Source organism: Bradyrhizobium sp. BLXBL-03 (genome assembly GCF_051853015.1).
GTDB lineage: Bacteria > Pseudomonadota > Alphaproteobacteria > Rhizobiales > Xanthobacteraceae > Bradyrhizobium > Bradyrhizobium manausense.
The window spans coordinates 3772503-3786006 of record NZ_CP182470.1 but is presented as its reverse complement, the minus strand read 5'-3'; the positions used below and the strand labels follow the sequence as shown (position 1 = coordinate 3786006).

At 63.1% G+C, this 13504-nt stretch carries 10 protein-coding genes; all 10 read right to left on the bottom strand.

Annotated elements, in window-relative coordinates:
- Positions 1–23: 23 nt before the first annotated feature.
- Positions 24–4148: a DNA-directed RNA polymerase subunit beta gene (gene rpoB, locus ACNJX9_RS18120; RefSeq protein ID WP_057745516.1), complete on the bottom strand. Its 4125-nt coding sequence runs from the start codon at positions 4146–4148 to the stop codon at positions 24–26.
- Positions 4149–4668: 520 nt separating this feature from the next.
- The gene (rplL, locus tag ACNJX9_RS18115) at positions 4669–5046 is read right to left on the bottom strand and encodes a 50S ribosomal protein L7/L12 (RefSeq protein ID WP_018647233.1); all 378 of its coding nucleotides are present in this window, start codon (positions 5044–5046) and stop codon (positions 4669–4671) included.
- A gap of 54 nt (positions 5047–5100) precedes the next feature.
- Positions 5101–5619 (bottom strand): 50S ribosomal protein L10, encoded by a 519-nt coding sequence (gene rplJ / locus ACNJX9_RS18110; protein ID WP_057745888.1) that lies wholly within the window; start codon positions 5617–5619, stop codon positions 5101–5103.
- A gap of 576 nt (positions 5620–6195) precedes the next feature.
- The gene (locus tag ACNJX9_RS18105; RefSeq protein ID WP_439409801.1) at positions 6196–7149 is read right to left on the bottom strand and encodes a 2-hydroxyacid dehydrogenase; all 954 of its coding nucleotides are present in this window, start codon (positions 7147–7149) and stop codon (positions 6196–6198) included.
- 87 nt (positions 7150–7236) lie between these two features.
- A complete protein-coding gene (rplA, locus tag ACNJX9_RS18100; protein WP_057745525.1) occupies positions 7237–7929 on the bottom strand; it encodes a 50S ribosomal protein L1 in 693 nt (230 codons plus the stop codon).
- Positions 7930–7935: 6 nt separating this feature from the next.
- Positions 7936–8364, bottom strand: coding sequence for a 50S ribosomal protein L11 (rplK, locus tag ACNJX9_RS18095; protein WP_057745528.1), 429 nt, complete (start codon positions 8362–8364; stop codon positions 7936–7938).
- A gap of 130 nt (positions 8365–8494) precedes the next feature.
- Positions 8495–9052 carry a transcription termination/antitermination protein NusG gene (gene nusG, locus ACNJX9_RS18090; RefSeq protein WP_015685389.1) on the bottom strand — a complete coding sequence of 186 codons (558 nt, stop codon included), beginning with the start codon at positions 9050–9052 and terminating at the stop codon, positions 8495–8497.
- Positions 9052–9243: a preprotein translocase subunit SecE gene (gene secE, locus ACNJX9_RS18085; RefSeq protein ID WP_007611620.1), complete on the bottom strand. Its 192-nt coding sequence runs from the start codon at positions 9241–9243 to the stop codon at positions 9052–9054. Before secE ends, nusG begins: the two co-directional genes overlap by 1 nt.
- A gap of 437 nt (positions 9244–9680) precedes the next feature.
- Positions 9681–11795 carry a glucans biosynthesis glucosyltransferase MdoH gene (gene mdoH, locus ACNJX9_RS18080; RefSeq protein ID WP_439409800.1) on the bottom strand — a complete coding sequence of 705 codons (2115 nt, stop codon included), beginning with the start codon at positions 11793–11795 and terminating at the stop codon, positions 9681–9683.
- Positions 11783–13288 carry a glucan biosynthesis protein G gene (locus ACNJX9_RS18075; protein ID WP_439410078.1) on the bottom strand — a complete coding sequence of 502 codons (1506 nt, stop codon included), beginning with the start codon at positions 13286–13288 and terminating at the stop codon, positions 11783–11785. The genes mdoH and ACNJX9_RS18075 overlap by 13 nt, the downstream gene beginning before the upstream one ends.
- Positions 13289–13504: the final 216 nt, after the last annotated feature.

Genomic DNA, 13504 nt, shown 5'->3' with positions numbered 1-13504 from the left:
ATGGCCGGGCATGAAAGGTCGTGTTACTCGGCCGCTTCCGACGTCGGCGCCGGACCCATCTTGGAATTGTGCAGGTCGACGTTGAGGCCGAGCGAGCGCATTTCCTTGACCAGCACGTTGAACGATTCCGGAATACCGGCCTCGAAGGTGTCGTCGCCACGCACGATCGCCTCGTACACCTTGGTACGGCCGGCGACGTCGTCCGACTTCACGGTGAGCATTTCCTGGAGCGTGTAGGCCGCACCGTAAGCTTCGAGCGCCCACACCTCCATTTCGCCGAAACGCTGGCCGCCGAACTGCGCCTTGCCGCCCAGCGGCTGCTGGGTGACGAGCGAGTACGGACCGATCGAACGCGCGTGGATCTTGTCGTCCACGAGATGGTGCAGCTTGAGCATGTAGATGTAGCCCACCGTCACCTTGCGATCGAAGGCGTCGCCAGTGCGGCCGTCATAGACGGTCGACTGACCCGAAGCGTCGAGACCCGCGAGCTTCAGCATCTCCTCGATGTCGGTCTCCTTGGCACCATCGAATACCGGCGTCGCGATCGGCACGCCGCGGCTCAGATTATGGCCGAGTTCAAGCAGCTCGTTGTCGTTGAGCGACTTGATGGTCTCGTCCTCGCCGTAGACCTTCTTCAAGGTTTCCTTGAGCGGCTTGATGTCCTGCTTCGACAGGTAAGCATCGACCGTCTGGCCGATACGCTTGCCGAGGCCGGCGCAAGCCCAGCCAAGATGCGTCTCGAGGATCTGTCCGACGTTCATGCGCGAGGGCACGCCGAGCGGATTGAGCACGATGTCGGCATGCGTGCCGTCCTCGAGGAACGGCATGTCCTCGATCGGCACGATCTTCGACACCACGCCCTTGTTGCCGTGGCGGCCGGCCATCTTGTCGCCGGGCTGGATCTTGCGCTTCACCGCGACGAAGACCTTGACCATCTTCATCACGCCGGGCGGCAATTCGTCACCACGCTGAAGCTTCTCGACCTTGTCGAGGAAGCGCTGTTCCAGCCCCTTCTTCGACTCGTCGTACTGCTTCCGCATGGCCTCGATCTCGGCCATCAGCTTGTCGTTGGGCGAAGCGAACAGCCACCACTGCGACTTCGGGTACTCCTCGAGCACCGCACGGGTGATCTTGGTGTCCTTCTTGAAGCCCTTGGGACCGGCAATGCCCTGCCGCCCCTCGAGGAGCTCGGCGAGACGGTTGTAGACGTTGCGGTCCAGGATCGCCTGCTCGTCGTCGCGGTCCTTGGCCAGACGTTCGATCTCTTCCCGCTCGATCGCCAGCGCACGCTCGTCCTTGTCGACACCGTGGCGGTTGAACACGCGGACTTCCACGATCGTGCCCTGCACGCCCGGGGGGACGCGCAGCGAGGTGTCGCGAACGTCGGACGCCTTTTCGCCGAAGATGGCGCGCAGCAGCTTTTCTTCCGGCGTCATCGGGCTCTCGCCCTTCGGCGTGATCTTGCCGACCAGGATGTCGCCCGCACGCACTTCCGCGCCGATGTAGACGATACCGGCTTCGTCGAGGTTCTTCAGCGCTTCTTCCGAGACGTTCGGAATGTCGCGGGTGATTTCCTCAGGCCCGAGCTTGGTGTCGCGCGCCATCACCTCGAACTCCTCGATGTGGATCGAGGTGAAGACGTCTTCCTTCACGATCCGCTCGGAGAGCAGGATCGAGTCTTCGAAGTTGTAGCCGTTCCACGGCATGAACGCGACGAGCACGTTGCGCCCCAGAGCGAGCTCGCCGAGATCGGTCGACGGACCGTCAGCGATGATGTCGCCCTTCTTGACGATGTCGCCGACCTTCACCAGCGGACGCTGGTTGATGCAGGTCGACTGGTTGGAGCGCTGGTACTTCATCAGACGGTAGATATCGACGCCCGACTTGGTCGGATCGAGATCTTCCGTCGCACGGATAACGACGCGGGTCGCGTCGATCTGGTCGATCACGCCGGAACGGCGCGCCGCGATCGCGGCACCCGAGTCACGCGCAACCACGCCTTCCATGCCGGTGCCGACGAACGGCGCCTCGGCGCGAACCAAAGGCACCGCCTGGCGCTGCATGTTCGAGCCCATCAGCGCGCGGTTGGCGTCGTCGTTCTCGAGGAACGGGATCAGCGCCGCGGCGACCGAAACGAGCTGCTTCGGCGACACGTCCATGTAGTCGACCTTGTCGGGCGTCAACGGCACGACGTCGCGGGTGCCGCTGGCGCGGCAGACCACGAGGTCCTCGGTGAAGCGGCCCTTGGCGTCGACAGGCACGTTGGCCTGCGCGACCGAATAGCGGCCTTCCTCCATCGCCGACAGGTACACGACCTCGTCGGTGACGCGACCGTCCTTGACCTTGCGATACGGCGTCTCGACGAAGCCGTACTTGTTCACGCGCGCGAAGGTCGCAAGCGAGTTGATCAGACCGATGTTCGGGCCTTCCGGCGTCTCGATCGGGCAGATACGGCCGTAATGCGTCGGGTGCACGTCGCGCACTTCGAAGCCGGCGCGCTCGCGGGTCAGACCGCCCGGTCCAAGCGCCGAGAGGCGGCGCTTGTGGGTGATCTCGCTGAGCGGATTGGTCTGGTCCATGAACTGCGAGAGCTGCGAGGAGCCGAAGAACTCGCGCACGGCGGCAGCCGCCGGCTTGGCGTTGATCAGATCCTGCGGCATGACCGTGTCGATATCGACCGAGGACATGCGCTCCTTGATCGCGCGCTCCATGCGGAGCAGGCCGATGCGGTACTGGTTCTCCATGAGCTCGCCGACCGAGCGCACACGGCGGTTGCCGAGATGGTCGATGTCATCGATCTCGCCCTTGCCGTCGCGCAGGTCCACCAGCGTCTTGATGACGCAAAGGATGTCTTCCTTGCGCAGCGTGCGCTGGGTGTCGGGCGCATCGAGGTCGAGGCGCATGTTCATCTTGACGCGGCCGACCGCGGAGAGGTCGTAACGCTCGGCATCGAAGAACAGCGACTGGAACATCGCCTGCGCCGAATCCAGCGTCGGCGGCTCGCCCGGACGCATCACGCGGTAGATGTCGAACAGCGCGTCTTCACGCGTCATGTTCTTGTCGGCCGCGAGCGTGTTGCGGATATAGGGACCGACATTGACGTGGTCGATGTCGAGCAGCGGCAGCTCCTTGTAGCCCTGCTCGTTGAGCACCTTCAGAGACTTGTCGGTGATTTCCTCACCGGCTTCGGCGTGGATCTCGCCGGTCTTCGGGTTGACCAGGTCCTCGGCGAGGTAGTTGCCGACGAGCTCTTCATCCGACAGACGCAGCGCCTTGAGCCCCTTTTCCTGGAGCTGGCGGGCGGCACGGACGGTGAGCTTCTTGCCGGCTTCGAGCACGACCTTGCCGGTGTCGGCGTCGATCAGGTCGTTGACGGTCGAGTAACCGCGGAAACGGTTGGCGTCGAACGGAACGCGCCAGCCTTCCTTGGTCCGCTTGTAGAGGATCTTCTTGTAGAACGTGGACAGGATCGCCTCGCCATCGAGGCCGAGGGCGAACATCAGCGACGTCACCGGAATCTTGCGGCGACGGTCGATACGCGCATAGACGATGTCCTTGGCGTCGAACTCGATGTCGAGCCAGGAGCCGCGATACGGGATCACGCGGGCAGCGAACAGCAGCTTGCCCGACGAATGGGTCTTGCCCTTGTCGTGGTCGAAGAACACGCCCGGCGAACGGTGCATCTGCGAGACGATGACGCGCTCGGTGCCGTTCACGATGAAGGTGCCGTTCATCGTCATGAGCGGAATGTCGCCCATGTAGACGTCCTGCTCCTTGATGTCCTTGACCGACTTCGCGCCGGTTTCTTCATCGATATCGAACACGATGAGGCGCAGCGTCACCTTGAGCGGGGCCGCGAAGGTCATGCCGCGCTGGCGGCACTCGTCGACGTCATACTTGGGCTGCTCGAACTCGTAGCGGACGAATTCGAGCATCGAGGTTCCCGAGAAGTCGGAAATCGGGAATACGGAACGGAACACAGCCTGCAGGCCCTCGTCGAGGCGCCCGCCCGCGGGTTCATCGACCATCAGGAACTGGTCATAGGACGCCTTCTGAACCTCGATGAGGTTCGGCATCTCGGCGACTTCCTTGATGTGTCCGAAAAACTTGCGAACGCGTTTGCGACCGGTGAATGTCTGCTGCGCCATCGTGGCCTCTCATTTTCGTCGCCCGATCTGGGCGAACCGTCCGGAACGCAGCTGCCGCCGCCCCCCGGGTTGAATTTTTCGAACCCGTTTTGGGGGACCGAAAAACCAGTTTCAGGCCGTCATGTCCTGAATCTGTTCTTCAGACCTTCAAAACGCAAAACGACGCGCGGGGCGCATAGGCACGCCCGCCCGTCACAACGATCGTCTTCACGGACTGCAAAAGCCCGAAATAGCCTGCTCTCCCAACGGCTTACAGGGAAACCCGGCATCCCTGCCCACCGCGCTTTCGTGCTGTCGACCCGATATGGGGCGACAATAGTGCAGATTCGAGGGTCAAACCCTCAAATCCCCACACATTTTCGTGTGTGGCCCGCGTCGGGACGATCCGTCGCACGCCTTTTGCATCTGGCCCCGTCCCTTCCCGATCGTCATGGCCGGGCCTGACCCGGCCATCCACGATCTGGAGACGAGATCCCGGATCTCGCTTCGCGAGCCCGGGATATCGTTGAAGCAACCTGTGTTACTTCAGCTCAACCTTGGCGCCAGCCTTCTCGATCTGGGCCTTGATCTTCTCGGCTTCTTCCTTGTTCACGCCTTCCTTCAGCGGCTTCGGAGCACCCTCGACGAGGTCCTTTGCTTCCTTGAGGCCGAGACCGGTGATGGCGCGGACTTCCTTGATGACCTCGATCTTCTTCTCGCCGGCGGAGGCGAGAACGACCGTGAACTCGGTCTTCTCTTCAGCCGGAGCGGCGGCAGCGCCACCACCAGCCGGACCGGCCACGGCGACAGCCGCGGCAGCCGAAACGCCCCACTTCTCTTCGAGGAGCTTCGCCAGTTCAGCGGCTTCGAGCACGGTGAGGCTCGAGAGGTCGTCAACGATCTTCTGCAAGTCAGCCATTGTTCAGTTTCCTTAGGTGTAAGTCTGGTTCGGGTTTGAGTTTTGCGAAGGGCGTCAGGCCGCTTCGCCCTTTGAGGCATGAGCCTGGATGACGCGCGCGAGCTTGCCCGCGGGCGCGTTGGCGAGCTGAGCAAGCTTGGTCGCCGGGGCCACAAGCAGGCCGACGATCTTGCCGCGCAGTTCGTCAAGCGACGGCAGCGAGGCAAGCGCCTTCACGCCGTCGACATTCAGGACGGTCTTCCCCATCGAGCCGCCGACGATGACGAACTTTTCGTTCGCCTTGGCGAATTCGATGGCGACCTTCGGCGCCGCTACCGGATCGTTCGAAGTGGCGATCACGGTCGGTCCCTTCAGCATGGGGCCGATGGCAACGACGTCGGTGCCTTCAAGAGCAATTTTGGCGAGACGGTTCTTCGAGACCTTCACCGAGGCTCCAGCCTGCTTCATCTGCTTGCGCAGGGTCTGCATCTGGGCAACGGTCAGGCCGGAATATTGAGCAACGATCGCGACGCTCGTGGTCTTGAAGACCCCATTGAGCTGTTCGACCGCCTCTTTTTTTGCCGCTCGTTCCACAGCAAGCTCTTTCCGGTTGGCGGTCATCGCGAAAGCGGGACCGCCGGGTTGCACCCATCGTCCCGCCCAAACCTGGACCTCAGGGCCAAAACCCATCGGACACGCCGGGCAAGACGACAATTCAAAGCCTGCCCTCCGGGAGCCCGCTAAGGCCCACGGCGTGTCGAGGTCCGAACCAGACGCGTTCCGCAACCACCCAGGGGTGGAAGGCGAAGTGAAATCCGGTCTTCACCCGTCTATGCAGGCCATGCGATTAAGCCGTTGAGAAATCGAAATTTCCCGCGGGCGCCTGCAGTCTTGGACAGGACAAGGCCAGCCGGCGAACCGCCTGACCCCTGCCCGCATCCCACCGGCCGATGGATTTTCCTTCCTTTTCGGGCAAATCCTTACGGACGTCCTGAAAAGGAATGATCTCCTGCGTGTCGGTTTTCGGAATGCGTGCACGAACGCGCCAGCCAAGGCCGGCACGTCCGGAAGCGGTTCTTTAACCGCTCTCTGCCGGATTGCCAAGAGCAAAATTCACACCAGTTCCAATCCGTTGCCGACCCGGCTTGATCCGGGCCAACAAGGGCCGATTCAGGCCGATTTGACCGCATAAGGCAGCGGCTTGCCCTCGAAAAACGCTGTGAGGTTGGCCAGCACGCAATTCTGCATGGCGACCTGCGATTCGAGGGTGTGGCCGCCGATATGCGGGGAGAACACCACGTTCGATAGCGCCGTCAGCGCGTCAGGGGTGTGCGGCTCCTTCTCGAAGACGTCGAGACCGGCACCGGCGATGGTTTTGTCGATCAAGGCCGCGAGCAGGGCCTTCTGGTCGATCACCGAGCCGCGGGAGATGTTGACGACATAGCCGTCCGCGCCGAGGCGCCCCAGGATGTCGGCGTTGACGACGTGCTGGGTCGCCGCCCCTGCCCGAACTGCGATCATCAGGACGCTGCACCAGTCGGCCAGCGCCTCCAGGGTCGGGAAATATTGATAGGGCAGATCGTATTTGCTGCGGCTGAAATAGCCGACCTCGCTCTCAAACGCGGCGCAGCGCGCCGCGATCTTGCGGCCGATCTCGCCCATGCCATAGACGCCGATGCGCCGGCCGGGCATGCCGGCTTGCGGGCGCATCATCGGCGAGGGCTTCGATGTGGCCCAGTCGCCGCTGCGGACATATTGGTCGGCGACCATGAGCCGCCGCGTCGTCGCCAGCATCAGGGTCATCGCAATATCCGCGACTGAGGCCGCATTGGCGCCCGGGCTGTGTCCGACAGCGATGTTGCGCGCGGCCGCGGCCTCCAGGTCGACCCCGTCATGGCCCGTGCCGTAGCAGACGATCGCGCCGAGCTTCGGGAACAGGTCCATCGCATCCGTATCCAGCGGCGATCCGCCGGCCGTGAGCAAGGCGCGGACGGAGCCGAGTTCGTCCGCCGAAAACACCTCCTGCGCAGGCTGGCCGCGCGTGTCGAGTAGCTCGAACCGCTCGGCGAAGCGCGCGATCATCGACTTGGGAAAGCGCGAGTAGACCAGGACCTTGTCAGCCATTGTTGTTTCCGATGAGTGCCGCCCACAAACGACGAGGGGCGGAATCGGTTGCCCGATTCCGCCCCTCGCCTCATGCAATTTCCAGACTTAACCGAGAATGGTGCCCGGTTCGACCTTCACGCCCGGGCCCATTGTCGAGGACACCGCAACGCGCTGGATGTAGGTGCCCTTGGAGCCGGCCGGCTTTGCCTTGGCGACCGCATCAGCGAGCGCCTTGATGTTCTCGACCAGCTTCTCCTCTGAGAAGGAGGCCTTGCCGACGCCAGCCTGCAGGATGCCGGCCTTCTCGACGCGGAACTCGACCGAGCCGCCCTTGGCCCCCTTGACCGCACCGGTGACGTCCATGGTCACGGTGCCGATCTTCGGGTTCGGCATCAGGCCGCGCGGGCCAAGCACCTTACCGAGGCGGCCGACCAGCGGCATCATGTCGGGGGTCGCAATACAACGATCGAAATCGATCGTGCCTTCCTGCACCTTCTGGACCAGGTCCTCGGCGCCGACGACGTCGGCACCGGCGGCCTTGGCCTCATCAGCCTTGGCGCCGCGGGCGAACACGCCGACGCGGAGCGTACGGCCGGTGCCGTTCGGCAGGGTCACGACGCCGCGGACCATCTGGTCGGCGTGGCGCGGATCGACTCCGAGATTGATCGCGACCTCGATGGTCTCGTCGAACTTCGCCTTGGCGCGTTCCTTGACCATCTTGATGGCGTCCGCGAGCGGGTAAAGCTTTTCGCGGTCAACACCTTCACGGGCTTTCTTCAAACGCTTTCCGATTGCCATGACCGCTTACCCCGCAACTTCCAGACCCATCGAACGGGCGGAGCCCTCGACCATCTTCATGGCCGATTCGATGGTGTCGCAATTGAGATCCTTCATCTTCTTCTCGGCGATCTCGCGCACTTGCGCGCGCGTCACCTTGCCAGCCTTGTCACGACCCGGCGCCTTCGAGCCGGACTGGATCTTGGCGGCCTGCTTGAGGAAGTAGGACATCGGCGGCGTCTTCATCTCGAAGGTGAAGGAACGGTCCGCGTAAATGGTGATGATCACCGGGATCGGGGTGTTCTTCTCTTCCTTCTGGGTCTGGGCGTTGAACGCCTTGCAGAACTCCATGATGTTGAGACCGCGCTGACCAAGCGCGGGACCGATCGGGGGCGAGGGATTCGCCGCACCGGCCGGGACCTGAAGCTTCAGGTATCCGGTCACTTTCTTTGCCATGTATCACTCCTGTTGTGCCGGCTGACGCCGGCGGTTCAGGTTCGTGGTCTGGGTCGGATGCGGCTGGCAACCGCCCTCTCCCTCCCACGGCCTCTTGATGCGTGAGACCGAGGTCTCGCGCGTTACCCGGTCAGACCTTCTCGACCTGACCGAATTCCAGTTCCACGGGCGTGGCGCGGCCGAAGATCGACACGGCGACCTTCACGCGCGAGCGCGCCTCGTCGATTTCCTCGACCACACCGGAGAACGAAGCGAACGGGCCGTCGGCCACGCGCACGTTCTCGCCAATCTCGAACGACACCGACGCCTTCGGCCGTTCCACGCCTTCCTGCACCTGGTGCAGGATGCGCATGGCCTCGGATTCCGAGATCGGCATCGGCTTGTTTTCCGCGCCGAGGAAGCCCGTCACCTTCGGCGTGTTCTTGATCAGATGGAACGCCTCGTCGGTCAGCTTCATCTTCACCAGCACGTAGCCCGGGAAGAACTTGCGCTCGGCGTCGATCTTGCGGCCGCGGCGCACTTCCGTGACCTTCTCGGTCGGAACCAGCACCAGCTCGAACAGCTCCTCGAGCCCGCGCTGCTTGGCCTGCTCGCGGATCGATTCGGCGACCTTCTTCTCGAAGTTCGAATAAGCGTGGACGATATACCAGCGCTTGTCGGACGATTGGGTTGCGGCGGCTGTTGCCATCAGTGAATGCCCAAAAGGAAGGTGATGAGGTAGCGGATGATCTGGTCGGCGGCGAAGAAGAAGATCGAGGCCACGGCGACCATCACGAACACCATGATGGTGGTGATCGTGGTCTCACGACGGGTCGGCCAGGTGACCTTGGCGGTCTCCGAGCGCACTTCCTGCAAGAACTTGAACGGGCTGACTGCCATCGTTTGAGACGCCAATAAGGATTTCAGGGATCCGAACAGCCGCCTGTGGCCCAGCCCTCTGTCTCGAAGGATGAGCCGGAAAACCGGGCTCTGATGTTCGGGGATTTCAAAGCCGCGCCGGAGATCCGCGTTTAACGGGCCGGCTGCGAGTGCGGGGTATCTACTGCGAATGAGGCCAAAGGTCAAGATCGAGGGAGCCTTCCCGGCCCGACCGGCCCTGCCTGGGCGACGAGGCAGAGCCCAAGCCGATCAAGGATTTATCTGTCCCTTGGGGCGCGCCCCAAACGGCTTTGACCCGTTCCCTGCAGATCGCCCATCAGCGCCCTCGGCTTGGCCCTCGCCTTTGGGAGCGGCGCTGCAGGGGCGGCGCAATCGAAGCAAGGGCTTCGAGCCCAACCCTTGCCTCTCGCCGATAGACGCGCCGGCAGACCAAACCTTCATCGCTTCTTCAACACGGTCGAGAGCGCCGAACCGTCGTTCAAGATCGAAAAGACCTCCCGCGAAGACAGATGTTCTGCGGCCTCCTCGAAAGTATCGCTCGCATCGACCCTGGCACGGCCGACCGCCAGATTGGGGTCGACCTTGTCGGGCCTGGCGGCGCGGGGGGGCGGCAGCTGCGCGAGATGGAAGGTCAGGAGCGCAGGGTCTTCGCGCAGCTCCACCAACGCGGGTTTGATCCCTGCATCCGCCGACGCGCTCAATTCGTTCGCCCGACGCAGGATCGGAGGCGGCTCTCGTTCTTCGGGGGTGACAAACAAATTGCCCGAGATGGGCTGGGAGGTGAGCGCGCCGATGGGAACGGCGAACAGCAGTCCGACGATAACCGGCGACATCCAGAGCAGAAGCGGCAGCGAAACGGCGTAGGCGCTTGCCGCCATCGCCACGCCGCACAGGGTTGGAACGCCGTATTTCCGATAGAGCTCGCGGCGCTCCACCGTGCCGTCGTCGCGCCTTTGCGTCTGCCAGCCCGCATCGCGACCGGCCAGAATCTCGACCACCGCGATCGACTGAAAGATCATCATCACCGGTGCCATCAGCGCGGATACGATGATCTCTGCGAAAAGACCGGCCAAGGCTCGCAATGCGCCGCCGAATTGGCGTCGCGCCGAACCCCGCACGCAAAGCAGGATTAGGCTGAGCAGCTTCGGTAGCAGCAGCAGACCCATGGTGGCGACGAACACCCAAATGGCGAGTACGGGATCCTGGGCCGGCCAGGTCGGAAATAACGAGAACCCCTTCGGAAAATACTCCGGCCGCACGAAGCGGGCCTGCAGCGAGATCAGCATGCCCAGCAGCAGGAAGAGCAGCCACAGCGGTGCGGTCAGATATGCCCCGATTCCCACCATGAAATGCAGGCGCGACACCCAATGCAGACCTCGCGCCGGCACGACAGCGAGATGCTGAAGATTGCCTTGGCACCAGCGTCGATCGCGCGCCGCAAAATCGAGGAGCGAGGGCGGCACCTCTTCGTAGCTGCCGCCAAGCGTCGGCAGCATGTAGATGCCCCATCCGGCCCGCCGCATCAGTGCGGCCTCGACAAAATCGTGGCTCAGGATGTGGCCGCCGAATGGCTTGCGTCCGCGCAGCTGCGGCAGCGCGGCCGATTCCGCGAAAGCCTTCACCCGGATGATCGCGTTGTGGCCCCAGTAATTGCCTTCCGAGCCGTGCCACCACGCCACGCCGGCCGCGATCATGGGGCCGTACAGGCGGCCCGCAAATTGCTGGACGCGGCTGAACAGGCTTCGCGCGTTCACGACCATGGGAAGCGTCTGGACGAGCCCGGCGCTCGGGTTGCTCTCGATAGCATGGACCAATCGGACGATGGTCCGCCCGCTCATCAGACTGTCGGCATCGAGCACGATCATGAAGTCGTAGATGCCACCGAACCGCGTGATCCAGTCGGAGATGTTACCGGCTTTCCGCGCCGTGTTGTCGGCCCGGTGGCGATAATACAGCCGCGTTCCAACGGCCTGTCGCAACGCGAGCAGGGCTTTTTCTTCGGCCACCCAGATGTCCGGATCAGTGCTGTCGCTCAGAACGTACCAGTCAAACAGCTTTTGGTGCGATGTCGCCTCCAAGGATTCGATCATCGCATGAAGCCGCGCCGTCAATCGGTGCGGGTCTTCATTGTAGGTGGGAAGCAGCATAGCGGTGCGGCTTGCGACGGCAGGCAGCTCCGTCGCCTGGCCGTCCCCGTCCGGACGATGGGCCAGCAGCACAAAGAAGCCGGCCAATGCAGACACGAAAGAAAAGGCGACCCAAGCGAGCAGAACCAAGAAGAGCGCCAGCACCATGGCTTCGAGGATGGTAACGCCGCCGACCTGCAGCACGCGATACATCTCGTAGCCACCCGCTCCCGTAAGCGCCGCCGTGGAGACAAGGATGACGCCGCGTCGCCAGGCCAACGCGGGCACAGCCGCCGCAGGAAGACGGTCCGGTATCCGGCTCTTTCCGAGGTCGCCAGCAGCCATCGGAAGTGGGGCCTCGCGCGGCAGCAGGCGCTGGGTCGCGACATCGCCAGCCATCGGCTGCGGTGCAGTCAGGGTGCCCATCGGTAGACCCAGATTTCCGACAAGGGCTTGTCGCCTTGGGTGAGAAACGCGCGCAGCTCGATCGGCTCGCCTTTCACCTGGCACTGGAAGCTGAGCCGCCAGCCGCCGGTGTACGGGTTGGGCTGCGTCACGATGTTCTTCACCTCGGACTTCTCCGCCGTCACCACGCCCTTGACGGCCGCAGGATCGATGCCCTTGAGGTTGTCGCCGACCAGATCGAGCACGAAGAGGCGCGCGTCCTCGCCCCTCGCGCCGACGCCGCTTCGGGTGAATCGGGCGAGCGAATGCGGTTTTGGGCTATCCGGTCCCCAATGCAGCCGATAGGTGTAGTTGTGTTCGCCTTTAGCCTGGAGCGGGGTTTTGGGCCGCCAGAACGCGGCGATGTTGTCGTGGACTTCCTCTTTGGTCGGGATCTCGAACAGCATGACGCCGCCCTCGCCCCAGTCACCGATCGGCTCCATCCACAGACTTGGGCGTTTCTCGAAGCCGGATTCGATGTCTTGGTAGGCGAAGAAATTTCGCTCGCGCTGCATCAAGCCAAACCCGCGCGGATTGAGATCCTGAAAGGTGCTGATCTGCAGATCGCGAGGGTTGCTGAGTGGGCGCCAGAGGCTTTCGCCCTTTCCGTTGAAGATCGCAAGCCCATCGGAATCGTGGACGGACGGACGGAAGTCGTCGATGTCGTTGTGGTCGTTCGGGCCGTAGAAAAACATGCTGGTCATGGGTGCGAGGCCGGCGCGCTGCATTTCGACTCGCGGGTAAACCGACATCTCGACATCGAACACCGTCGTGTCCCCGGGCCGCACGGTGAACCGGTAGCTCGCTGCGCAGCTTTTGCTATCGAGCAGAGCATGGATCACCAGCGAGGTCGCACCCGGTGCCGGCCGCTCGAGCCAGAAGGTCTTGAAGAGCGGAAATTCCTCGCCCTTGGCTTCACCCGTATCGATCGAAAGCCCCCGGGCGGAAAGCCCGTACGTCTGCCCCTTGGCCACGGCGCGGAAATAGCTCGCGCCGAGGAAGACGCAGACCTCGTCGTAATAGTCGGGGCGGTTTATGGGCGAGTGTATGCGGAAGCCGGCGAACCCGAGATCGATGTCTTCGAACGCCGGGACCTTCTCGCCGAACGAGAAGTCCGCCTTGCGGTACTTGATCTCGGTTGCCTTTCCGTCGGCGACCTCGAAGATCGTCACCTTGTTCTTGTAGAAGAAGCCGCGATGAAAGAACTGCGCCTCGAATGGAAGATTCTTGTCGCGCCAAAGCGCCCGTTCGGGCAAAAAGCGGATCGAACGGTACTGATCGTAGTCCAAGTCCTTCAATTCGCTCGGAAGCTTTTCGTCGGGAGCCTCGTACGGCTTGCCCGCCAGCATGCGGGCCAAGTCCCTCACCGTTGACGGCCCAAACACACCATCCGGCGCCGCGGCGAAACCGCTGCGCGAAGCGAGCAGCAACGCCGGCAGCACTGCCGACCCTTGAACAAGCTGGCGTCGGTTCACATGCCCTCCTACTCGCTCCTGCTGCCGCGGCCATGCAACACCCACCGCGCCCGCGAGTTCCATGGCCGGATCGACCACGGAACGGACGAAATTGAACGAGCTCAAACTCCTCCACCATCCAGAACGGCTGCTGGCCCGCGCTTAACCGATGGTCGCCAACGCCCCCGCCGGTAGGTAGGAACTGCCCGACTGCTCCCGCGTTCCCGCCACGTCTGA